This window comes from Mesorhizobium sp. P2_C7, assembly GCF_056404515.1.
Window position 1 is genome coordinate 163,870 of sequence record NZ_JBFUDW010000014.1, and the last position, 22,936, is coordinate 186,805.

The 22,936-nt window shown below is 60.0% G+C and carries 16 protein-coding genes; 5 read left to right on the forward strand and 11 right to left on the reverse strand.

The genetic code is table 11. From position 1 onward, the window contains the following. The first annotated feature begins 63 nt into the window (after positions 1 to 63). On the forward strand, positions 64 to 1,092 hold the full coding sequence (locus AC1D2G_RS26160; RefSeq protein WP_477417615.1) for an acetamidase/formamidase family protein: 1,029 nt from the start codon (positions 64 to 66) through the stop codon (positions 1,090 to 1,092). Between the two features lie 64 nt (positions 1,093 to 1,156). Next, positions 1,157 to 1,720, forward strand: a complete 564-nt coding sequence (locus AC1D2G_RS26165; RefSeq protein WP_477417617.1) for a histidine phosphatase family protein — start codon at positions 1,157 to 1,159, stop codon at positions 1,718 to 1,720. 335 nt (positions 1,721 to 2,055) lie between these two features. On the opposite strand, the gene AC1D2G_RS26170 is transcribed toward AC1D2G_RS26165, so the two are convergent. Next, positions 2,056 to 4,140 (reverse strand): adenylate/guanylate cyclase domain-containing protein, encoded by a 2,085-nt coding sequence (locus tag AC1D2G_RS26170; protein WP_477417619.1) that lies wholly within the window; start codon positions 4,138 to 4,140, stop codon positions 2,056 to 2,058. 424 nt (positions 4,141 to 4,564) lie between these two features. Here AC1D2G_RS26170 and AC1D2G_RS26175 point away from each other — a divergent pair, with 424 nt between their 5' ends. Beyond that, positions 4,565 to 6,331, forward strand: coding sequence for an adenylate/guanylate cyclase domain-containing protein (locus AC1D2G_RS26175; RefSeq protein ID WP_477417621.1), 1,767 nt, complete (start codon positions 4,565 to 4,567; stop codon positions 6,329 to 6,331). A 124-nt stretch (positions 6,332 to 6,455) separates the two neighbouring features. Here AC1D2G_RS26175 and AC1D2G_RS26180 read toward each other — a convergent pair whose 3' ends face one another. The 5 genes from AC1D2G_RS26180 to AC1D2G_RS26200 form a co-directional block, all read right to left on the reverse strand. After that, on the reverse strand, positions 6,456 to 7,415 hold the full coding sequence (locus AC1D2G_RS26180) for a DMT family transporter (protein WP_457153310.1): 960 nt from the start codon (positions 7,413 to 7,415) through the stop codon (positions 6,456 to 6,458). Positions 7,416 to 7,572: 157 nt separating this feature from the next. Beyond that, a complete protein-coding gene (locus tag AC1D2G_RS26185; RefSeq protein WP_477417622.1) occupies positions 7,573 to 11,166 on the reverse strand; it encodes a caspase family protein in 3,594 nt (1,197 codons plus the stop codon). A 202-nt stretch (positions 11,167 to 11,368) separates the two neighbouring features. Beyond that, positions 11,369 to 12,118: a lysozyme gene (locus AC1D2G_RS26190; RefSeq protein ID WP_477398530.1), complete on the reverse strand. Its 750-nt coding sequence runs from the start codon at positions 12,116 to 12,118 to the stop codon at positions 11,369 to 11,371. A 26-nt stretch (positions 12,119 to 12,144) separates the two neighbouring features. Next, positions 12,145 to 14,211, reverse strand: coding sequence for a caspase family protein (locus tag AC1D2G_RS26195; protein WP_477398532.1), 2,067 nt, complete (start codon positions 14,209 to 14,211; stop codon positions 12,145 to 12,147). A gap of 56 nt (positions 14,212 to 14,267) precedes the next feature. Continuing rightward, positions 14,268 to 15,410 (reverse strand): hypothetical protein, encoded by a 1,143-nt coding sequence (locus tag AC1D2G_RS26200; protein WP_477398534.1) that lies wholly within the window; start codon positions 15,408 to 15,410, stop codon positions 14,268 to 14,270. 524 nt (positions 15,411 to 15,934) lie between these two features. On the opposite strand from AC1D2G_RS26200, the gene AC1D2G_RS26205 reads away from it, so the two are divergent. Continuing rightward, positions 15,935 to 16,840 carry a LysR substrate-binding domain-containing protein gene (locus AC1D2G_RS26205; protein ID WP_477398536.1) on the forward strand — a complete coding sequence of 302 codons (906 nt, stop codon included), beginning with the start codon at positions 15,935 to 15,937 and terminating at the stop codon, positions 16,838 to 16,840. On the opposite strand, the gene AC1D2G_RS26210 is transcribed toward AC1D2G_RS26205, so the two are convergent. The 4 genes from AC1D2G_RS26210 to AC1D2G_RS26225 form a co-directional block, all read right to left on the reverse strand. Continuing rightward, positions 16,824 to 17,528, reverse strand: coding sequence for a peroxiredoxin-like family protein (locus AC1D2G_RS26210; protein WP_477417624.1), 705 nt, complete (start codon positions 17,526 to 17,528; stop codon positions 16,824 to 16,826). The two genes, AC1D2G_RS26205 and AC1D2G_RS26210, sit on opposite strands and share 17 nt — an antisense overlap. A 226-nt stretch (positions 17,529 to 17,754) precedes the next feature. Continuing rightward, positions 17,755 to 19,128, reverse strand: a complete 1,374-nt coding sequence (locus AC1D2G_RS26215; protein WP_477417626.1) for an NAD(P)/FAD-dependent oxidoreductase — start codon at positions 19,126 to 19,128, stop codon at positions 17,755 to 17,757. A 55-nt stretch (positions 19,129 to 19,183) separates the two neighbouring features. Further along, entirely contained in the window at positions 19,184 to 20,341 is a 1,158-nt protein-coding gene (locus AC1D2G_RS26220; RefSeq protein WP_477417628.1) for a patatin-like phospholipase family protein, read from the reverse strand. Between the two features lie 26 nt (positions 20,342 to 20,367). Beyond that, positions 20,368 to 21,150, reverse strand: coding sequence for a 3-hydroxybutyrate dehydrogenase (locus AC1D2G_RS26225; protein WP_477417630.1), 783 nt, complete (start codon positions 21,148 to 21,150; stop codon positions 20,368 to 20,370). Positions 21,151 to 21,427: 277 nt separating this feature from the next. Here AC1D2G_RS26225 and AC1D2G_RS26230 point away from each other — a divergent pair, with 277 nt between their 5' ends. Next, complete coding sequence (locus AC1D2G_RS26230; protein ID WP_095080328.1) at positions 21,428 to 22,339, forward strand: LysR family transcriptional regulator; 912 nt, start codon at positions 21,428 to 21,430, stop codon at positions 22,337 to 22,339. A 65-nt stretch (positions 22,340 to 22,404) separates the two neighbouring features. Here the strand turns inward: AC1D2G_RS26230 and AC1D2G_RS26235 are convergent, their stop codons facing one another. Further along, positions 22,405 to 22,869 carry a DUF302 domain-containing protein gene (locus AC1D2G_RS26235; protein ID WP_457152712.1) on the reverse strand — a complete coding sequence of 155 codons (465 nt, stop codon included), beginning with the start codon at positions 22,867 to 22,869 and terminating at the stop codon, positions 22,405 to 22,407. Between the last annotated feature and the right edge of the window lie 67 nt (positions 22,870 to 22,936).

Genomic DNA, 22,936 nt, shown 5'->3' on the forward strand with positions numbered 1-22,936 from the left:
AGCGCCGTGCGAACGCCAGCGAAAGCGGCGCTCGCGCGGCTTTGTCTTTTAGAGGAGAAAAAGATGAATACGCAGACCGCAAAGCCAGCCTTGCCATTCACGCATGCATGGGTCGAGGGATCGATCATGGCAACGCGCGGGGTCGGGCGCGGCGAGGCACGAAACACGCACCACCTGACCGAGGAAAAGCAGGGCAAATTTCACTATACGATGGGACCATATTCCAAGCCGGTCCTCAAGATTTCTCCCGGCGACAGGATCGTCGTCGAAACCCGTGACGCCTTCGAGGGTGCCATCCGGCACGAAACCGACAAGCCTTCGCAACTCTTGCGAATGCCGTTTCTCAATCCTCAGAACGGACCGATCATGGTCGAAGGGGCGGAAAAAGGCGACACCGTTGCGGTCTACATAGAGTCGATGGTGCCACGCGGCCAGAACCCACGCGGCACGTGCTGCATGATCGAGGAGTTCGGTGCCCTGACCGGTACGACGTACACGGCCATGCTCAACGAGCCGCTGCCCGAGGTGGTCCGCAAGATCAACCTCGACGAGGAGCATGTTTACTGGAGCGATCGGGTCACGCTCCCTTACAAGCCTCATATCGGGACGCTGAGCTGCTCACCAGAGATCGATTCCATCAACTCGCTGACGCCCGACAACCACGGCGGCAACATGGACCTGCCGGACATGGGGCCTGGCAGCGTGACGTACCTGCCCGTTCGCTCGCCCGGCGCTCGCGTGTTCATAGGTGATGCGCATGCCTGCCAGGGCGACGGCGAGGTTTGCGGTGTGGCGGTCGAGTATTCGGCGACCGTCACCATCCGTGTCGACTTGATCAAGGGCTGGACAATCGATTGGCCTCGGCTCGAGACCGCCGATCTCATTATGGCGATCGGCAGTGCCAGACCCCTTGAGGATGCAACACGCATCGCTTACCGCGAACTGATCCGCTGGATGGTCGCTGAGTTCGGCTTCGACAAATGGGACGCCTACATGCTGCTGAGCCAATGCGGCATCGTGCGGCTGGGCAATTTTGTCGACCCGAAATATTCCGTCGCGGCGGCTGTAAGGAAAACGATTATTACCTGTTAGGTTGGTTGCTGCAGGCTTTGGCCGCGAAGACAGCTATCATCGAACCGAAATGCGGACGCGCGGTATGAGAGCGACACGCCTGACGCTGGTTTGCAGCGGCATCACGCAGAGAATGCGCAAAGCGGGGTTCCCGCTGTTTGACGAGACACTGGAAAAGCGCTCGGTTGAGCTCGCTCGCGCTTTTGGTCGGCAGCTTTCGAACACGAACCGCGCGTTGGTGGCTCCATCGCTACGCGCCCAGCAAACAGCCCATCTCATGGGTCTCCGCGCAACGGTTCACGACGGCTTGCGAGACCAGAACTACGGCGTCTGGGAGGGCAAGACGCCAGATGAGATTGAAGCCGCCCAGCCCGGTTCGCTTGCCGCATGGCGAGCCGATCCCGCTTATAGTCCCGGAGGCGGTGAAGCGCTGACGGAAGTGGCCACCCGAACTGCAGGGTTCCTAGATTCAATGCTGTCGGCAGGCGGACAACTGATAGCGGTTACTCACCCGGCGGTGGTGCGGACAGCCATGATCCACATATTGGCGGCACCGCTAACTTCATACTGGCGAATCGATACCCCGCCAATTTCCTTGATTCGTCTCTATTCGGACGGTACGCGCTGGGTCCTTCGCACGTGCGGTTGACGCCTCATGGGCCGGAACCCGATAATTTGGACTCATCGCTTCATATATCGTGTTTCGTGGCCAGCGCTCCGTTTGTCTCGTCGAGCAATACAAGACGAGCGGAGACGGGACCTGGTCCGACCCCGACGTCGTATTTGTGCTGAGCGATCCGCGAAGGCGGTGCGATATCCGGATCCAGGACATCAGAAGAGCACATAGAGGGCGTCGATCTTTTCGGCCCGATGCGCTTCGTCGAGACCTTCGAACCGCATGAAGGCGGCCAGTCGCGCCCGCGGCGAAATCCATTGACGGCGTATAGGTGGAGGGCAAGCCGGCATCGGAGGTGCCCCCAGCGCCTAAAATCTCAATACCCAGGCTTCCACTTTTCCCTTGCCTTTGACTTCGATAGCGCCGCGCGGCTCGAAGACGAATTGGTCCTTGAGCTGTTCGTAGACGGGGCGCGTCACCTGAACAGAGTCGGGAACTCCGGCAGACTCCATGCGGCTCGCCAAGTTCACTGTGTCACCCCATAAATCATAGATGTACTTACTCTTCCCAATGACGCCGGCGACCACTGGCCCGCTGTTGACGCCAACCCTGAGTTTCATCGAGACGTTGTGTTCCATCGCGTGCTCGCGGGTAATGTGGACCATGCGGATGGCCATGCGGACCATGCGCTCGGCGTGGTTGGCTACCGGTACGGGTAGGCCGCACACCGCCATATAGGAGTCGCCCACCGTCTTGATCTTTTCGATGCCGAGATCATTGGCGGCAACGTCGAAGCGCGTGAAGAGTCCGTTGAGAAACATCACGACATCGTGCGGCGGCATTTCCGATGTCAGTGCCGTGAACCCGACCAGGTCTGCGAAGGCGACCGTGACCTCGGCGAAGCCGTCGGCGATCCTCTCCTCGCCAGCGCGCAGCCGATTGGCGATCGGTGCCGGCAGGACGTTGAGCAGCAGCTGCTCGTTCTCGCGGTTCTTGTTCTCTATCACGAGATTCTTCTGGTGCAGATCCTCAACCATGCCATTGAAGGCCGAGCAGAGTTCGCCAATCTCGTCGCGCGTGCGGACCGGCACGCTGGTCGCATAGTCGCCAGCAGAGAAGCGTTTCACCCCGGCAGTGAGATCGCGGAGCGGTACGAGCAGCGCGCGCGAAAGCCAGGCGGCGATGGCGGCCACCACGAGCAGCGCCAGTCCCCCGACAAGCAGCAGATCCCGGCGGAGTTCCGCGATCGGTGCGAAGGCCTCGGCGCTGTCGATCTTTGCGACGAGAGCCCACTTGACACCGGAAATGGCGAGCGGTCCCCATGAAGCGAGCGTCGGGACGCCACGGTATCCGATGATCTCGCCCGTGCCCTCGACACCGGCGAGCGCGGCACGGGTGGCCTTGGTGTCGGCGCGCTGATGCAGCACTGGTGTCCCGTAGCGCTGAATGGCGGCGATCTCCTCGTCCGAAGCGCCGGCGAATTTGAGGTCGGCGAAGTAGTTTTCCCGGTTCTCGTAGAACGCCCGCGAGCCTGAGCGCGCCAGATAATCGGGTCCGACGAGATAGGCCTCACCCGTGTCGCCGAACCCTTCCTGCCGCCAGCGGCGGTTACCGGTGACAACGTTGTCGATCTCATCATTCGACAGTTGCGCGACCAGCGCGCCGATGACGACGCCCTGGGCAATCACCGGTGCTGCCATAAAGGCGATCGGTGCGCCGCCAGATGGCGCATAAGAGGAGAAATCTTCGAGGCAGATGGCTGACGGATCTGCGATCTGCGAGCAGCGGGCGACGGCGGCCGCGACGTTGGTGCGACGGTACGGACCCAATTGAAGGGACGTGGTGAAATCCACCTCCTTCTCGACCGTATAGATCAGGCGACCTGATTTGGGATCGGCAATCATGAGATCGAAAAAGCCGACCGTGGTCGCCGCAGCGCGCATCAACGGATGATATATGGCATGCAGCCTAGTGTATTCGCTTCCGTCGCCGGCGTCGTCGAGAAGCTTGCGCCGCTCCGGCGGGTTAGGATTCTCCACAATGTAGTGATACTGCAGATAGTAGGGGGCACCACCGACCGGCAGGTAGTCCGACAGGGCTGGTTCCCTGCCTAGGGTGCGCGTCATTCCGGGGATGAAGTTCTCAGCGTACCAAACGCCGACCTTCTGCCGCAGGTCAGGCGGCGCGCCTGCCCGGTCGAGCTGGTCGACCGCGATCCGGAACTCGCGTGTCGCATCGACCACCATCTTGGAACTGGCAAGCAGGCGCAGCTCCGCCTGGATCGTGCGGAAGTAGGTTTCAACCTGGCGCGCCTTGGTCTGACGGGCGGCCGTGAGTTGGTCGAAGACTGCTTTTTCGAGGGCGTCGCGGGCGCGGATGTAACCGAGCACCCCGGTCACCAGGACCGCGGTCGCGCCAAGAAGGACGAGGGTTGTAAACAGCTTTGCGGCCAAGCCCCAGCCCGCGGGGCGGGATGAGCGGGTCACATCTTGAGAAGACATGAGATCTGACATTGCTTTTGCATCACGTCTTCGGGAACAGGAGCGTCGGCGTCGAATCGGACGGCAAGCCAAGATTGTGTTTCATCTCTTACCCTCTCCCTCGCGTATGCATACCAACTTTACTGCGAGACGTGTGCGGGAATGCGTTGTCGATTTGCCCGTGGCACCGCACGGCGCAGAAGCGTCGCGGTCGCACCGACACCGTCCCCTCGTTCTATCGCTGGGTTTAGCAACTATACTCACCAACTGCATAGCGCCGCACCGTGCGCCGTGCCACCCCGGCGGGCAAACGGTCACGCGGACCATCCGACCAATGGCTCGGAGCTATCTTCCTTTGGCTCGGCAGTAATGCCAGACTGGATCGAGGGAGCACGACATGAGTGAGGCCCGCAAAATTGCAGCGATCCTGGTCTCGGATGTGGTCGGCTACAGCCGGTTAGCCGGCGCAGATGAAGATCGCATCTTGGCACGGTTGCGGGCGCTGCGCAGCGATCTCATCGATCCCACCATCGCTGTTCATCGTGGTCGCGTCGTCAAGCGCACAGGCGACGGGAGCCTCGTCGAGTTCAGCAGCGTGGTGGAAGCAGTGCGCTGCGCGATCGAAGTGCAGAACGCCATGCTTGAGCGCAATGCCGGGGTTCCGGATGATCGCCGCATCGAGTTCCGGATCGGCATTCACTTGGGCGACGTCGTGCAAGAACGCGATGGCGACCTGATGGGCGATGGCGTCAATATCGCCGCGCGCCTTGAAGGCATCTGCGAACCCGGCAATATCTGTCTTTCCGAGCAAGCCTATTGGCAAGTGAAGTCAAAGCTCGATATTGCAATCTACGATCGCGGCGCGGTTCAGTTGAAGAACATCGCCGAGCCGATCCGGGTCTATTCGCTGCAGGTCGGCGTTCCCGCCAAGGCCAAGCCCGCGGCACCGGCGGACGCCCTCGGGCCAGAGAAATCCTCGCACCCGCTCGCGCTGCCCGACAAGCCTTCGATTGCCGTGCTGCCCTTCGTCAACATGAGTGGCGATGCCGAACAGGAATTCTTCACCGACGGGCTGACGGAGGACATCATCACCGATTTGTCGAACGTGTCCGGCTTCTTCGTCATCGCCCGCAACTCCACCTTCGCCTACAAGGGCAAGCCCACCGACGTCCGTCAGATCGCTCGCGATCTGGGCGTCAAATATATTCTTGAGGGCAGCGCACGGCGATCCAACAAGCGGTTGCGTGTCAATGTGCAGCTAATCAATGCGGCCGAAGGCGGCAATCACGTGTGGGCCGAGCGCTTCGATCGCGATATCGCCGACATCTTCGACGTTCAGGACGAGGTCACGCGACGCGTCGTTGAAGCGATTTCTGGTAAGCTTGGTGACAAGAATATTGTTGCCCATTCCCGACCGTCAAATCTGGAAGCCTATGATCTTTGTGTCAGGTCGCGAGGCAAATGGAGTATTTCCAGATCAGACAACAGCGAGGCGCGTTCAGCTTTGGAACGTGCCGTTGCACTCGATCCAAACTATTGCGAAGCGCACAGTAATCTTGCGCTTGCACTGCTATTTGGCTGGGTTGATTGGGGAGAACCACAGATACCCAATCGCGGAAATGCTTTGATGCATGCGCAACGAGCCATGGAAATCGATCCCGGCGATTCCAACGCTCGCAGGATCCTGGGCTGCGTTCAGCTTTTTGAGCGCAATTGGGATGAAGCAAAATCTCAGTTCGATGCTGCCATTCGGATAAATCCAAACAATGCAGATGCGGTTGCATGGATTGGTGAGCTTCAAATCTACCTAGGCAAGCCGCAAGCGGCGCTGATAGCTTGTGCAGAGGCGCTCCGTTTAAATCCTCATCCACCCGGTTGGTATTTCTGGATCGTGGGAATGGCGCAGATTTCCACCGGTCACTACGAAGAAGCGGTTGTGTCCTTGAGCCGGGAAGAAACCTACGGGACCGGTTCGAGGGAGCACCTGATTGCCGCGCTTGCCCTTGCCGGCCGCCTGCCTGAGGCACAGGAGGAAGCCGGTCTTTTTCTAGCTGGCAATCGAGATTGGGCGATCGGCGAGTTGGCAGCGAACTTGCCCTTTAGGAGCATGAGCACTGCGCAGCCGTTTGTTGATGGCTGGCGTCTGGCGGGCCTGCCAGATTAGGCATGGCAAGGGGCCGTTTTCCAAGGGACCTGGCAATTAAATCTATGCCGAAAGGCTCGAACAGTCGCGACTCTTCCCCTTCCACAAGCTCCAGGCCAGTTCCTCGCCGTCACGCGCACGATTTCTACGCCACGCGTGGTTGAGCCGGCCGGGGTTTGACCACGGTGGCGAGTACGATGCCGGCGACGATGAAGGCCGCACCGACCAGATCGTAGTCGTGCAAGTCCTCGCCGAGCAGCAGATAGGCGAGTATGGCGACGAACACCGTCTGCAGATAGAGCAACATGCTCGCCCGGCTCGCGCCGAGCGTTTCCACGCTTTTGTTATAGAGATAGTACATCAAGGCGCCGCCGGGACCTGCCAGATAGGCGAGCGCGAGAATGCTGTGGACGTCCATGGCGGAGCGTTCGTCGTTGAACAATTCCCACAAATGGAAAGGCAATGCGACCAGCGCACCGGCGCCGAGCAGCAGCACGACCATCGGCAGGAGTTCGATGCCGAATTTGGCACGGCGCAAAAGCACGGTGTACAGGCCCCAGCTGAACGCGCTGCCGACGATCCATAGTTCGCCTGCGTTGAACTTGAGTTGCAGCAGCGCCGTCAGGTTCCCGTGGGCAACGATGAAAATCATCCCGGCGAGCGCAACCAGCGCGCCAAGCGACTTCCAGAGGCCGAGCGGCTCGCCAAGCACGAAACGGGCGAGCACCATGGTCATGACAGGCGAAAGCGCCATGATGATGCCGGCCGTGGTGGCGTCGGTGTCGTTAAGGCCATGGTAGATCATACCCTGGCACAGCGTGAGGCCGATCGCCCCCACGGCGACGACCTCCACGGCGCGAGTTCGCAAAAGCCCGATCATCGCGTCGTGATGATGGTGCACAATCGGCAGCAGGATTGCGCAAGCGAGCGTCAGCCGCCAGAAGCAGAGGCCCCAGGGCGGCATTTCAGGCGCCACCCATTTGGCCGCGATATAGACCCCAGCCGAAAGCAGCCAGCACAGGACGGCGGTCGGATAGCCGGTCAAGGAGGATACGGGCCCGACCACGGGTTGCGCGGCTTGATGCGCTATCGGCATTGCCTGCATGTCATGCCCTCCCCTTCGATGACGTTGGCCCGTGGGGCAATATAACCTGCGTCGTTGGGTCGTGCATTCGTTTTGAAATGATGGGGTCGAAAAGGAATCTGCTCTCGGCCGCCATGTGTCTTTCGAGGGAGCGAATAGGCTCTTTCCCGCGCCATCCTCAGCGGGCTGCAATCACAGGGTCTTGCGCGGTCGCTCTCACGAAATCAAACAGTGCCGGTGTCTGGGCGTGTCGGGTGGTGTCTTCGAGAAGATTGGCATCGGGGCTGGAGTCCCTGGTCTTCTCGATCTTGCCGGCGAGCACATCCTGGTAGAGGCCGGGCACCCGGGTTTCGGCATAGGTCAGCCATTCCTTCATGGTGACCGTGCCATCGCCGTCTGTGTCGGCAAGCTTGTGCGTGCTGGTCCCGGTCGTCAACCCCTCCTTGAGCGCATAGGTCAGCAGCCCCTGGCCGAGTGAACCGCTCTCCAGGGCAACGTCGTCGGCCTGGGTGGCCGCAAGGATGCGCATGCCCTTGTCATAGGCCAGTTGACCAAGCCCGTGATCGCCCATCGGACCAGGCTTGAAGCCTTCCGGCACCCCCGCCGCGGAGTGACAGGCGTCGACGATCATCACCGTCTCGCCGGCATCGACATCGCGCAGCCACGCCGTCAGTTCCTCGCTCGAGATCATTCTGTCCAGCTTCGTCAGGTCGTTGCCCGAATCCGACGGCAGGATGTAGAAGCGGCCCTGCTCGTTGTGGCCATGACCGGAGAAGGCAAGGATCACAACATCGTCCGGCGTCGCCTTCGCTAGATGGTCGATGACCGGGCCGATCTCCTGCCGCAGCCGCGACCGTTCCACCTCCCCCTTGCCCGCCAGAAGATACAGCACCGCCTGGATGTCGGCCTTGCTGGCGTGGTCGACCGCGGAGATCTGTTTATCCCCTTCCGTGCGCGCGTAGTCGGTGGTCAGCAGCACCGGCACCACGTCGTAGCCCTTGATTCCCCGCAGCGCCGTCTCGATCGCCCTGGCGTCGGCCACAGCGAAGTTCAGCCGCAGTGCTTCGTTCTCGTACTCGTTCACTCCGACCGTCACCACATAGGCCCGCGGCTTCGCCGGAACGGCTATGCTCTGCGGCACCGTGTAGCTGTCGTCGGTGGCTGTCGCGCTCTTCACCCGGTCCTCGTTGAACCCATAGGCCGTGAACGTCACCTTCTTGCCCTTGTCACCGCCTGCAAGCCGGACCGGGAAGACGTGCCTCGCCAGGATCTTTCCCGGCGTCATCGCCACGCGCGAAGCGCTGCGCCACGCACCAAGATCTTCGCCGACCACCGCCGCATTGTCCTTCGGCTCGGGCCACTGGCCCACCAGTTGCCCTTCACGGAACAGCCGTACGTCGTAAATCCCGGTGCTCGTCTTGCCATTCGGCTGTGAGGCATCTTCCTTGCCCGATGCCTCAACCTCCACCAGGGCAACACCAGGTGTCGGCCCCGCCTTCACACTCACAATCCGTACATCCGGCTGGATCCGATTCAGCGAGGCCAGCGGCCGTACCGGCTTGAACGCGTCGGCGCACGCGTTCGCATTCTTTCCGCTCACCTCAGCCCCATGGCACGCCAGCAGCCGGCCAAGCAGGTTCGGCTCGTAATAATCCCGCATGAATATCTCGGGCAGAAGGGCCTTGAAGGGATCATCGCTGACCACCCAGCTGACCAGCGGCATGGACTCCAGGGCCGATGAATCAAATCGCCCGTCAGCGTCAAAGCTCATCCAACAAGATGTCGGGACCGAACGATCCGCCTGCCCATTGCCTGCGTGGCTGCCCTCCACGTCGCTCCGGCAGGTACCCTCACGGCCAAAGACGATCGTCTGCATCAGCTTGCCGCTTGGAATGTCCCATATTTTCGCGGAGCCATCGTCACTTGCCGAAACCAGCAGCGTTCCGTCGCCGGACACGTTCAGTGAAGAAATCCTCGCGACGTGGCCAAAGAAGGATCGCTCGACCTTGCCGGCGACATAGTCGAAAATTGCGATCTCGCCGTCATCCTTGCCGAATGCAAGTCGCCTGCCGTCCGGCAGAAACGTCAATCCCAGCAACGGGATATCCACGCTCTTGAGCTTCTCCCCCGTGCGTATGTCCAACAGGCTGAAACCTTCTGCAGGACTGACCACCGCAATCTTCGAACCATCCGGTGAAAACGCCACGCCTCCGATGTTGGTCGACAAGCCAGCGAGATTTCTGATCCGCTTTCGGTTTCCTGCATCCCAGAGCGAGATCGTTGCCTTGGTTTCGTCCGAGACTGCGATCATGGCTCCGTCGGTGGAGACGGCGATACAACGGCGTCTGTCGGCGGCACTCTCGTCCAGCATAAGCCGAGCACGAGAGTCCAGATCCCATATCAACACGCGCCCCGCGCCGTCGGTCGTCACCAGTTGATGGGTCTTGGGAAGGAACACTTGAGCCCCGTTGCATCCACCGTGATGGTCCAGATTGCCTTTTTGAAGGCGTGAACCAATTTTTGAGTCGACGCTCCAGAGACGCGTATCGCTTTTTGAATCGACAACCAGGAGTTTACCGTCCGAGGACAAGGCGATGGATCCCGAATATATCGGCCCATTGCCCAGGTTCTCGAACACGCCTCGGCCATCGTCGTCGCGCCATAGCGCAACCGGGCCTGCCACGGGAGCGAGTATCAGGTGGTTTCTGGAGGGCCGGAACGCCGCAGACCCAATTGGATCGATCGATGCGCCGACGATCTCGTCGCCCTTGTCGGAACCGGCGCTCAGCAAAAAAATCGGAGAGCCGTTCGACCGCAGCCCGACCGCCAGAAGCGATGGTTGCGCAGGCGAGAAATTGAGTGAATCGAGGTCGCCGTCGACGGAAACGGTGCGCAGAAGCCTAAGCGTGCCCGCGTCCAGGAATTCAACAAGGCCCATGCGGTATCCGAGGGCCACGTAGTGCCCATCGGAAGACATTGCGGATTCCGTCGGCACGTTCTTTCGAACCGGAACTCTGGCCAGGACGTGGTTGCTCTGGTCCCTGATCGACACGTCCTGGGACGTGGTTACCAGTATCTTGCCGACACTGTCCGAGAACGACACGCTGGTGGTGTCATCCCCCAGATCAACCTCTGTGTCGTTGCCGAGCCTGGGGTCAAGGAACAGGACCCTGCCGGGGCTCCATGATATGGCCGCCCATCCAGTTCCATGGCGTTCGATCTTGCCGTAACTTATGTCGGGCGTCTTGCGGTAAAAGATCGGCTTTGCGACCGCAATGTCAAATATCTCAATGCCGCCCTCCTCGACGAGGGCCACCTCTTTTCCATCAGTCGAGATCGCAATCGAATAGATCGCCTGGTGTTGCGTCGCGTATTCCTGCAGCACTCGACCGCCCTTCAGGTCCCACAACAGAAGCCGCCCCTCATCGTCTCCTGTCACTGCGGTCAGCCCGTCGTCGGAGAAGCCAAAAGCACTGACGTGCACTCCGATCGAAGCGCTGCTGTTGCTGCCGTCAATAACGCGCAAAAAACGTCCGGTGTCCGCGTCCCAGAGCCTTGCTGCCGGCTCACCATACCCGCCACCTGTGGCCAGCAGCTTGCCATTGGGTGAGAACGTCACGAACGAAGCCTCCTGCGGCCGCAGGTTGGGCACCAGGGCAGCGAAATTGTCTGGGCCGCGACTACCGATGTCCTGTGCAAAGGCGACGCCGCACAACACCGAACAAATCAGGAAAAAGTACAGGACCTCGAAAATTACCCGGTGTGGTCTCATGCGCAGCCCTCATTGAAAGCTGTCGCGGCTTGCCGCGAACTCTCTTTGCAACTGGGTCGGTGACAGTCGTCGCTTGCCTTCGAAGATCGACACGCCCTACGCCGCGCGACGCGTCGCAGCGTAGGGGCGCCGACGATGCTCTCGCTATAACCCGTTGCGCGCTACTGCCTCCAGAATCGGCACGGATGTGGCATGATGCATCCTAGTTTGCCGTCTTTTCGGCAACAACATCGATATTGAGAGGCGACAGATCCTCACCCGGTATGGGCGCCGGCTTCGGAACCGGCTTTCCGTCAAAGAACACCTTGATCTCGTCTTTGCGGCGGTTCTTCAATCCTACCAGTTCGACACCTGCCGCACGTGTCCATCTGAGGAGCTGTTCGGGGACACGATCAAACTGCTTTTTCTTGACGACCGCGAGAAGGGTCGAGGTCTTGAAGTTGTTGCCGCCAACATTGAACGTAAAATCGACAAGCGCGGCATAGGCGCCGTCGTCGATATCTTTTGGCACGGCCAGCTGCACAGTGATCTGGGCCTTCGACATGTCCTCGATAAGCAGCTCTTCACCGCGCTTTTTCGAGATACCTTTCAGGAACTCCACTTCGTTACCCGTACCGTCGCAGTTCTTTTTCTTCAGGAGATGGCCGTAGCCGACGGTGCAGTAACCAACGGCATCATTATAGCGCTTGGGGACCCACCCTTCCCATTTCTTGGTCAATTCAATGCCGGGCCGGTATACCTTGCGCAATTCCACACCCTGCGGCAGTACATCCTTGGTGTCTTCCAGGAGGATGCCCGGCGCATGCTTGTCCTTGAGGGTTTTCACCGCCTGACCGGCTTGGACGTGCGCGATCGAGGCTGTTGTCACGCATAACGCCAGAAGAACAGCCTGCGACCAAGGCTTACGCTTGAACCCTTGCCTGTCCGATTGTGCTTTCTTGAAAACTGTCATTGTCTGTCCTTCTCCGACTTGCCGAGTTAAGGTTGAATTTCAATATCCATCCGCATGGTTGCCCAGGAATTCAGATCAAAATCCGGAACCTGGGCGGAGTCCCTGAAACCAGGATTAGAGAGCCCAGCGAGAAGCCAGCCAAGCGGGCCGGCATCTCTGGGATCTATGCCCTGCTGCTCGAGGAAATGGACGTTGACTGGCGAAGTCGTCGCAAGCACCAGGTAGGATTCAAGGCCGGCGGGCGGCCCGACCTTCAGTGGCGGTTTTGTGCTGATCGTGACGCCAGCCTGCAATTTGTCCCCTGATCCGCCATCTCCCAAGACATACACAGATCCGCTGCTCCCCAATCCGATAATTGAATAGTAGAGATCTTGTGATCCTGTATTTGTGAGGCTGAAGCGAAAATATTCTCCCTGCTTCATCGGCTCTATACCCGATGACACCACCGGAGCCTCGCTCTCCACGCTTGTCTTGCCGTTCTCGGTCTTAACCGTCACACGGACAAGAGAAACCCTGACCGCACCTGCCAGCGGGGAAACGCTGTTCGTCAGCGCGCGCAGGTTTTCCTGTCGGGCTATCTTCTCGAGCGCGCCCGTAATGCCATCGACAGCGGCACCGTCGTCCTTTGCCGAAACCGTGTAGCCATGCATGGCCCCAACCTGGTCTCGCGGCGTGATGTAGTAGACCTTGTCGCAGTCGGGGCTGAGCGTTTTGCGTTCCTCCATCGGAACAAGCTTGCCACCGTTCAGGCACCCCATGGCGATCACCATCGTCGCCTGGCCTAGATCCTGCACCGGCCGTACCAGCGCATTGTCGCGAAGTCGATCAGCGAGCGCTGCCTTTATCGGCAGGACCGCCGCAGCGATGCCCAGCTCTGGAGGTGGATCGGCAATAGCCACCGCAACCTTTTGCTCAACGGAATAGGGCGAGACGATTCGAACTTTCGACGCAGTGGTCACAGGCTCGTTCGGGGCTTTGACCAGTTTGGCAACCGAAGTCGCGACGTCGGACGAAATCACGACCGCGTTCGCGATCTTGCCGTCCTCACCGACCAGCTTGGTTGCCTTGCTGGAATACACGGCCATGATTGCTCCTGGTTGAATCCCCTGCGCCTGGCCAACTGCGACCGAAATCTGGTCCTGCGTCACACTTGTGACCGAAATGAAGGGGGGCTGGCGGGTTCCTATTCCGCCCAAAACCACCCTGTCGAAGTCTCCTTCCGCCTGTGGATGCTGGGATGGCGCACGTTTTTGGACATACCTCTCGGCTTGCATCACTGCTTCGCGATAGGTCAGCTGTGGAGATCGCTTGAGCGTCTGGACCAGATAGTAGGTCAGCAGCCCATGATACTGCGAACCCGATGCGGTAGCGACAAGATCCTCGTTGGACACTTCATCGGCCCGGGACCCTTCGACGATCGAGTATGAGCGGCCTGAATCCGCGATCGACGCATCCTTGCCGTGACGCTCAGCAGGCGCATCCTTCAGCAGCCTACCGTCTAGCGGCGCCATGCGGGCAGCAAGTGTGGGCTCTTTTGAAATCGTGCCTGAGTGGCAGCTGTCAAAGATCAGCACGATGTTATGGGAGTATTGCTTGAGTTGCGTCAGCCAGGCCTCGATTTCATCGTCGCGTATGTCGGTGCCACCCGGACCACGGCTGTCCTGTGCAACGATGGTCTCATCATAGCCATCGCCCTCGTCGCCATTGTCATCGATGGCCAGGGAGCCGTGACCGCTGAAGTAAAACAGGAACGTCGCATCCGGATGCGCTTTTGCCTTCTCGATCAGTTGATCCGCAAATGCCTCTCGAATGCCGGCGTGGGTCGCCTGGGCGTCCAGCAAAACCCGGAAACGATCGTTGTCGTCGGGAACGCCGTAGGTGCCGGTCAGCAGGTCCTTAACGAGGGCAACGTCGTTTGCGGTTCCATGAAGGTCCGATGCGTTGTAGGCGGAGCCTGGCGTCTTTGCGTAGCTGTTTATGCCAACAAGGAGCGCGAACACGCCCGGCTCCTCTGCGAATACGACGCGAGGACACACCAAGAGAAGCAACGCCACCAAAAGCGCCCGGCAATGCCGCTTGCCTACTGTGAACATCGTTTCGCTCCAGAGAACCCACAAAGACCTGGGCAAGGCAGCCCGTTATTCGAAGCCTATTGTGCAGGCCAGTCGCTTGCGCTGAGCGGCAAATTCAGTGCGCTCAGGTCTTCAACCAAATCGCCCCTGCCGCAGCTTACGCCATCCTTGTATTGCACCAGCGCCGCATGGAAGCTTCGAAGGAAGGACCAGTAGACCAATGCCGCATCCCTTGAGGTGACGAATTTGTTGAGTTTGTTCTTGAGGGCGACGCAACTGTCGTGGATTTCCGTCTCGGATGCGGGCTTGGGGGATCCAAGCGGCGCGCCGTCCGTGATCGCCTTTACAAATCCGGCAACCCTGTCGGTTCCTGCCGATATCAGATCGATCACCGGTGCCCGTGCTGCCCCAACACCGCTCTTCACCTCGGTCAGCGGCAGGCCGAAATTGGAGATCTTGAACCCTTCAGGCGAAAAGTTCGTCGGCAGTTGCGAGTTCAGCGTCTTCAGGTAGATGTTAACCTTGAAGTTGGTCCCGTTATATCGCAGCTGATTGGGAAATCCGTCATCCAGCAACGTGAACGAGCCCGTTGTGTTGTCGACGATCGACACGTCGGTGTATTTGCTCAGGAGCTTGCTGAGGATGGTCGCGAACGGAGCATAGGCATCCGAAACCGCCTGAACACCAGGCGACAAACCGGCCAGAGAGGCGGTTCTAGACAGTTGCGACAGCTCGGTCAGCAACGACATGTCCACCGACGTATTGGAACTATATCTGACCTTCATCGAGAACGAGATTGTATTTGTCTCAGAATCCACGACGATGTCGTCGATGAGGATACCGTTCCTGTTGATGACGATGTTCGACTTCTCGGATGTCGTGACGAAGAGGAATTTGCTCTCTTCCCACGTTGCCGACATGATCGGCTCGGTGGCAATGATCTTGTCGCCAATCGCCACATCGAGACTTACGATGTAGTTTCCCGACTTGTTTTGGAATCTCGACTTTATCAACGATTGCAGGAACGCCGAAGCCGATTGACTTCTTGCAGCGCCGTCCTTTCCAGTAAACGCAAAATCGTAGGTGATCAGCCCATAAACCAGCCGCGGCTCTACGGCTGAGAAGCTCGGGTGCGTTACTGCGGCAAACTCATCGGCCAGTGCGCCAAAAGGGTGGGAAAGTACTAGAACAAGAGCTGCAATCAGTTGCCTGAAGCGCATTTCACCCCCCCGGATGGCTTCTTAAACCGTACTCTCCATTTCTATAATTAGGAAGGGGAACGCATACTAGATGAAGCGATTTCTGTTTGCCTATCCGCACTAAGGATCGGCGGGTTGCCGTCGAAATCTGCGTTCCAAAAGATGAATGGCGAAGCCGCGCCGTCCATGTATCGCTATGTGAAATTGAGCCCCTACCACGAAACGCACTGACGGACGTGCAGGCATCCATGCCTGCGAGGTCAAGGCATTGGTGCCGAAAAAATCTGAGGCGCCGCTTGAAGTGATCCTTTTTCATGGAACTGCGCTTTTGCCCAATCTGATCTGTTAGGCCAAAGGCTGGATGTGGGAGACGAGGACGATCGCGATCATCGACTTGATCCGGCCCAAAGCAAACATTGACTAAGCCATACTGCATAGCGTCCCGCCTAGCGACGTTGCCACACTTTGCCGGAACGGCTGCAATGCGCTAGCCTGCAAACATGCGCAGTCGCTGATAGATCATTTCGCTGAGGGGGCGAAGATTCATGGAGATGCAGCAAGTCCGCTATTTCCTAGCCCTGTCCAGCACGCTTAATTTCACCAGAGCAGCCGAAGAGTGCAACGTTACCCAACCTGCGCTGACACGAGCGATCAAGACGCTCGAGGAGGAGTTGGGGGGTGAACTCCTTCGGCGCGAGCGCCAGCACTCTCACCTGACTGAACTCGGCAGGCGTATGCTGCCTCTGTTGCAACAGTGCTACGACGCTGCCACTTCCGCAAAATCACTCGCCAAGGCTGTGCAAAGCAGCGACGTGGCGCCTCTTAATGTCACCATTTCCAACAGCGTCAACATTGCGCTGCTGGTATCGCCGTTTACGGAGCTTTTTCGCGCCTATCCCGGAGTCCATCTCAAGATCAACCGGGGCTCGCCGAGCGCCGTCGTTGAGGCTCTCAAGAACGGTGAGGTTGAGCTAGCCGTTGCCGGTCCGTTGGGGCAGGCCTGGGATCGGCTCGACACCTGGCCGCTCTTCCAGGAGGGTATTGAGCTCGTCGTGAATTCCGATCACCCACTTGCCCGCCGCAACGAGGCCGATGTCGCGCTGAGCCAACTGGCGGCGGAACCCGTGCTCAGCCGGATCGATTGGGAAACGAGCGAGGATCTTTCGCGTTGCCTGTCAGAGAAAGGCCTGACGCCTCGCACCGCGCATGAAGTCGAGACCGACCACGACCTGCTGGCACTGCTGGAGGCCAACGCCGGGGTGGGCTTCGTCTCCGTGACGGCACCACGGACGCCAAATATCCGCAGGCTCAAGCTGCGAGACGTCGATATCTCCCGGGTCGTCGCCGTTTACACGGTTGCCGGCCGACATCGCTCACCCGTGGCCACGACGCTGCTCAACCTGTTGCGGTCGACCGACTGGTCCTCTTTTGGCGTCAGCGAGCCCGCCTGAGCGCCGCGATCAGATCGTCGATGTCCATCCGCCGACGGTAGTCGGGATCGACGAAGCGATCGGTGATGATCCCGTCGGTTCCAATGATGAAGGTTGCAGGGATTGGCAGGAACCAGCTGCTGTTGCCCTGATAGTTGGGGAGATCGAGGCCTAGCCCCATCAGCCGCTCCATCTCCGCCCCGACCCAGATCGCAAGATTGAGAGACAGGGCGTAGCCATTGTCCATGTCGGTCAGGAAGGGAAACGTCGCGCCGACGGCAGTCTTCATCGCCTTCGCGAATTTGCGCCGCTCGGGCATGATCACCACGATCTGGCCGCCCAGGGTGGCAATCTCGGGCTGGGCTTCGACGATGCCAATCGCGTTCAAACGGCAATAGGGGCACCAATGCCCGCGCTGAAAGGTGATCACCGCTGGCCCCCTTTGCAGCACGTCGGCCAGACTGACCAGCTTGCCATCGTCGTCAGGCAGCAGGAACGCCGGCATGACATCACCCGGCACCGGCGCCATCGCGCCCGCCCCTTGTTTCTCCAATCGTCCCACCAAGCGGTCCACTGCGTCGGCGAAATTCGCGTCTAGGCGGCGCACCGCCCCAGCAATCACCGCCAGCCGTTCGTTCAGGGACGCATCAAGTTCAATGGCAGCCTGGACGGACTGTTCAAATGTCATTGCCTGGTCGTCGGCGGCCATTTCTGCACTTTCATGGATTGCGTGCACCCTATCATTGGAGCTCCTCGGGCGGGGTCATGCTTTCCTTGCATCGTTTCGATGCCCAAGATGCATCGAGGCATGTTGGGTTCGCATTCTGTTCGTGGCTCGTCCTCAATTCGTTACAGTATGACATCGTTTTCCTGGTATCCGACGAGAAGGCCGGGATCACGACACCATACTTTTCCAAGTCGCCACCTGCACGTGTTCAATGGAGCTTGATGCGTGGCCGGGTGCGCCTCGCAAACATCTCGCTAATCGAGTCGAGGGCGGTCTTCACAAGGCCATGCACCGCTTTGAGATGCAGCTTGTGGAGAGAGCGATACATCAGCCGGGCGAGTAGACCTTCGATCTTCAGCCCGCCAATCAGGCTGCCGAACGAACCGTAATCGGCCAGTGAGACGAGGGAACCGTAGTCCCTGTAGCGGAACGCCGGCGCAACCTGCCCCGCGAGGCGCGCTGAAACGACTTTCACCAAATGATCTGCCTGCTGGTGCGCTGTCTGGGCTCGTGGCGGCAGGGCATTGCCTTCGCCTGGCAGGACGCAGTTCGCGCAATCTCCGATCGCGAAAACGTTCTCGTCCCCTCTGGCTTGCAGTGTCTCATCCACGACCAGCCGGTTGATGCGGTCCGTTTCGAGGCCATCAAGCTCGTTCAGGAAATCCGGGGCCTTGATCCCAGCGGACCAGACGACGAGTTCGGCCGGCACAAACAATTTCTCGCCAAGCTTGATGCCGTCCTCCGTCACTTCGGTAACTTTGATCCCGCACCGTATCTGGACGCCCAGATTAACAAGCAGACGTGCTGAAGCGCGTGCTAGGCGTTCGGGCAAAGCTGGCAAGATACGCGGCCCGGCCTCAACGATAGTGACGCGAATCAATCGTTCGAAATCGATGTTGTCGAGATTGTGCGATGCAATCTCCCGCATCGACTTGTGCAGTTCCGCGGCAAGTTCCACGCCGGTGGCCCCGGCGCCGACGATGACACAATGAAGCTGACCGGGCGAAAGCTGCTCATATTGCGCGTTGGCGCGCAGGCACGCGTCTATCATGCGCTTGTTGAAACGGGCAGCCTGCTCCGCGGTATCCAGCGAAATGGCGTGACGCGCGGCGCCCGGCGTGCCGAAATCGTTGCTGACGCTGCCGACAGCCATGACCAGCGTGTCGTAGCCCAGCACACGCGGTGGGATGACCTGCCGGCCGTCATCGTCGAAGCTGGGCGCGACAAAGATCTGGCGTTTGGCACGGTCGATGCCAACGACCTCGCCGATGCGATATCGGTACCCGTGCCGGCTGGCATGGGCGATGTATTCGACAGCATCGTGCGACGCGTTCAGCGCGCCGGATGCCACTTCATGCAGCAAGGGTTTCCAGATATGGGTGCGGTTGCGGTCGACCAGCGTGACGGAAAGCCGCCGCTTGCCGAACTTGCGGCCAAGGCGCGTCGCCAACTCCAGTCCGCCCGCGCCGCCGCCGACGATAACCACGCGATGCAGCGACGTATCCGCATGGGAAGGCGTCTCCGGAATGGTACGGAACAGGGCAGCGTTGTTGGCAAGCACCGCCTCGGGGATCAGCCGCATGCCGGGAGTGATGATCTGCATCGGTATTCTCCATCGTTTCCGAGGCGCTGGTTCGTTATTCCTGCGATTCGTGGATCACGATGCCCTGCAGCATGTCGACCTCGCACTGCCACGGCTTTTCCGAGAGGACGCGCTGGCCATGTTCGTATCCGGCCTGCCAGCGCGTGCGGATGCCTGAGCGCGTGAAGTCGATGTCCTTGGTGTGGTCTTCGCCGTCCAGGCGGGGCGAAAGCAGCCGGACGAGGTGCATGACAGAGGGGCAGCCATAGGATGCGAGTTCTTTGAACATCGGATCCTCGCGCCGCTCCTCGGGGACCAGCTTTCCCATTTCGCGCACGACGTGGCGCAGGCGATGCAGCTGCTCCTGGCGGGCAACGTGGCTTCGGCCGCGGCTGGCGTATTGAAGATCCTTCTGTCGTCCCATGACCTGCCAGATCGATTTCGGCTCCGTCGCGCGCGGCTGCCACATGTTGACGGCAAAGATCAGCGCGTCGCGCCGCGGACGCTCGTCGAGCACGACCTCGATGGGCGTGTTTGAATAGATGCCGCCATCCCAATAGGGCTCGCCATCGATGCAGACTGCCGGAAAGGCCGGCGGCAGGGCGCCCGACGCCATGATGTGCGCCACCGACAACGGCATCTGGCTGCTGTCAAAATACTTGAGCTCGCTGGTGTTGACGTTGACCGCGCCGACCGTCAGCCGCGTGCGGCGACGGTTGAGACAATCGAAGTCGATCAGATTGTCCAGCGTCCGCTTGAGAGGATCGGTGGTGTAGTAGGAGGCATTCTCCACACCCACTTCGCGATTGACCCCGAACATGGCGCTTGGGTTCGGTTCGAAGAAGCCCGGTATGCCGCGCATCACCGTGCCCATGTTGGCAAAGATGTTGCTTGGAGCCATCATCCGGAAAAACTCGTCGAGCGGACTGCTGCGGCTGACGCCGTCCCAGAACTCGCGCAGCCTCGGCAGGCGGTCTTGCGGTTCGTTTCCGGCGATCAGCGCCGCGTTGATAGCGCCGATCGAGGTGCCTATGACCCAATCGGGTTCGACCCCGCCCTCGACGAGCGCCTGGTAGACGCCGGCCTGATAGGCGCCGAGAGCGCCGCCGCCCTGCAGCACCAATACGGTCTGTCGTTTGATCGAACCGTCAGCCATACGAACGGCCTCCGGCACGGGTTCCGACGTTGAGGGGTTCCGGGTGATCTTGTTCATGGCCTTTGCGCTCCTCGTTGCCGGTTTCAGTGGGCAGTCCAGCCGCCTTCGATCGGCAAGATCGCGCCGGTGATCGAGGCCGCATCGTCGGAGGCCAAGAAAAGACAGAGCGACGCAACCTGCTCGACCGTTACGAACTGCTTGGTCGGCTGTGCGGCCAAAAGCACATCCTTGATCACTTGCTGTTCGGTAATCCCGCGCGCCTTGGCCGTGTCCGGTATCTGCTTTTCGACCAGTGGCGTGAGCACGTAGCCGGGGCAAACCGCATTGACCGTGATGCCCTGCTCGGCCACTTCCAGCGCTACCGTCTTGGTCAGGCCGGCGACGCCGTGTTTGGCGGCGACATAGGCGGATTTGTATGGCGAAGCGACAAGCGCATGGGCGGACGCAACGTTGATGATGCGACCCCATTTGCGCTCCTTCATCGCCTGCAGGGCGCGCCGGATTGTGTAGAATGACGACATCAGATCGATCGCCACGACCGCCTCCCATCTCTCGATCGGGAAGTCGTCGATCGGCGCCACATGCTGGATGCCGGCATTGTTGACCAGGATGTCGATCGCCCCGAACTCCGCGATGGCCTTGTCCATCATGGCGGTGATTGCGCCCCCCTTGCTCATGTCCGCATTGTCGTAACGAACGGTGACCTCGTAGTCGGCGGCCAGCTTCGCCCGCAAGCGTTCGATCTCATCCGCATCGCCGAAGCCATTGAGAACGATGTTGCAGCCCTTTGCCGCGAAGGCTTCGGCAATGCCTTGGCCGATGCCGCTGGTCGAGCCTGTTATCAGCGCCGTCTTTCCTTTGAGCATCGTCGTTTCCTTCTGTTGGAGCCGCAGCAAAACCATCGAGCAATGGCTGCGGGCAACGGGCCTGCACGCGCCCCGGTTTGAAATTCTGGATCAAGTATGGCCAGCAGCCGAAGGCGACGGAAATGCCGTTGAGACATGGATTCGATAGCCGACGGTCTGATCGCTGCTGCGACGATGTAGATCTCCAGGCCGGGTTGTTTGACGTAGGGGCAGCTAGTAAGATCGCGCCGCAACACGGGGTCGTGCGGTATATGCCCGCCCGCCGAGGGGAGTTGCCGTGGAGATCAGCCAGGTCAGATATTTCTTGGCCGTTGCCAAGGAGCTGAATTTCACCAGGGCTGCCGAGCAGTGCAACGTCACGCAGCCGGCGCTGTCGCGCGCAATCAAGCTGCTCGAGGATGAATTCGGCGGGGCGCTTTTCCACCGCGAGCGCCGCTTCACCCATCTCACCGAGCTCGGTCGCATGGTGGAGACCTATCTCGAGGGTGTCTTCGAGAACTCCCGCCAGGCAAAGCAGATTGCCGAGCAATATGTGCATCTGAAGAAGACGCCGCTCAAGGTCGGCATCATGAGCACGATTGCGCCAGACGAAATCATTGAGCTCATCGCTGCCGTCCGGTCGCATCACCCCGGCGTCGAGCTTCACCTTTGCGATTCAGACGCCAAGAGCTTGCGGCGACGGCTGCTCGAAGGCGATCTCGAGGCCGCCATCTACGCCTTGCCTTCGAACGTGCCCGACGAGGACGTGCACTCGCTACCACTCTTTCAGGAGCAGATGGTGATGGCCGTCCATCTGAACCATCGCCTCGCCAACCAGCGAAGCGTGCGGGTGAAGGATATGAGCAATGAAAGCTATATCCACCGCAACAATTGCGAGTTTGCCGGCTATGCCGATGCCATTCTCTCCGAACAGGGCGTCACCGTCAGCCCTGTCTACTGGAGCGATCGTGACGATTGGACACTGGCAATGATCGCTGCCGGGCTTGGCTTCGGTTTCATGCCCGAACACACCGCCAAGCACCCGGGCGTGGTGCCCTTGCCGATCACCGAGCCGGAATTCTGGCGCGAGGTCAATCTCGTCACCGTGCGCGGCCGCAGGCATTCGCCGGCAGTTGGCGCGCTGGTGCGCGAGGCCACGCAGAAGCGGTGGTTCGGCGAGCGGGCAAAGGCGTTGTCTGCCGCTGAATAACCTCGTCGCGAGCAGCAGGCTGCGTCGCATGCACCGGCAGCGGATCTACGGCACATCATCCGTACTCAGTTCTTCTTGATCGTCGAGGTCACGGACTGGATGACTTCGGTCGCCATCTTGAACTGCGCCTCGCGGTCGGTGATGCCATGCCGCTTGGCGATCCAGTCGAAATCGCTGTAGGCGGCGTAAACCGTTCCGTCCGCGGTCTGGTAGACCAGGACGCGAACGGGCCAGTCGAGACCGGCCTCGGGATTGGAGGTGATGAAGGTCGTGCCGAGAGCCGGATTGCCGAACATCACCAGCCGCGACGGCTTGACGTCGTTGCCGGCATTCTTGCCAAGCCTTGCCTGGTCGATGACGCCGAAGAACTTGATGCCCTTCTTGAGAACGTCCTTCTTGATGCGGGCGACGGTTTCGGCGACGGAATAGTCGCTCTTCACGGTGACGACACCGTCCGAGGCGGCGACCGGGAGAATGAGCGCCATCAGCATGGCGCCCCCGGCAATCATGGTTTTCAGGTAGTTGGTCATGTCAGTCTCCTTTGTTTTCCAGGTTGCATGAATCTTGGCTACTACGTTGATATCTTTGTCCAATATC

Bases quoted from the DNA above. Each gene is read 5' to 3' on its own strand.
- AC1D2G_RS26225 (WP_477417630.1), bottom strand. From the start codon at position 21,150: ATGCTCAAAGGAAAGACGGCGCTGATAACAGGCTCGACCAGCGGCATC.
- AC1D2G_RS26215 (WP_477417626.1), bottom strand. From the start codon at position 19,128: ATGCGGCTGATCCCCGAGGCGGTGCTTGCCAACAACGCTGCCCTGTTC.
- AC1D2G_RS26160 (WP_477417615.1), top strand. From the start codon at position 64: ATGAATACGCAGACCGCAAAGCCAGCCTTGCCATTCACGCATGCATGG.
- AC1D2G_RS26175 (WP_477417621.1), top strand. From the start codon at position 4,565: ATGAGTGAGGCCCGCAAAATTGCAGCGATCCTGGTCTCGGATGTGGTC.
- AC1D2G_RS26210 (WP_477417624.1), bottom strand. From the start codon at position 17,528: ATGGCCGCCGACGACCAGGCAATGACATTTGAACAGTCCGTCCAGGCT.
- AC1D2G_RS26190 (WP_477398530.1), bottom strand. From the start codon at position 12,118: ATGACAGTTTTCAAGAAAGCACAATCGGACAGGCAAGGGTTCAAGCGT.
- AC1D2G_RS26185 (WP_477417622.1), bottom strand. From the start codon at position 11,166: ATGAGACCACACCGGGTAATTTTCGAGGTCCTGTACTTTTTCCTGATT.
- AC1D2G_RS26195 (WP_477398532.1), bottom strand. From the start codon at position 14,211: ATGTTCACAGTAGGCAAGCGGCATTGCCGGGCGCTTTTGGTGGCGTTG.
- AC1D2G_RS26180 (WP_457153310.1), bottom strand. From the start codon at position 7,415: ATGCAGGCAATGCCGATAGCGCATCAAGCCGCGCAACCCGTGGTCGGG.
- AC1D2G_RS26220 (WP_477417628.1), bottom strand. From the start codon at position 20,341: ATGAACAAGATCACCCGGAACCCCTCAACGTCGGAACCCGTGCCGGAG.
- AC1D2G_RS26205 (WP_477398536.1), top strand. From the start codon at position 15,935: ATGGAGATGCAGCAAGTCCGCTATTTCCTAGCCCTGTCCAGCACGCTT.
- AC1D2G_RS26200 (WP_477398534.1), bottom strand. From the start codon at position 15,410: ATGCGCTTCAGGCAACTGATTGCAGCTCTTGTTCTAGTACTTTCCCAC.
- AC1D2G_RS26165 (WP_477417617.1), top strand. From the start codon at position 1,157: ATGAGAGCGACACGCCTGACGCTGGTTTGCAGCGGCATCACGCAGAGA.
- AC1D2G_RS26235 (WP_457152712.1), bottom strand. From the start codon at position 22,869: ATGACCAACTACCTGAAAACCATGATTGCCGGGGGCGCCATGCTGATG.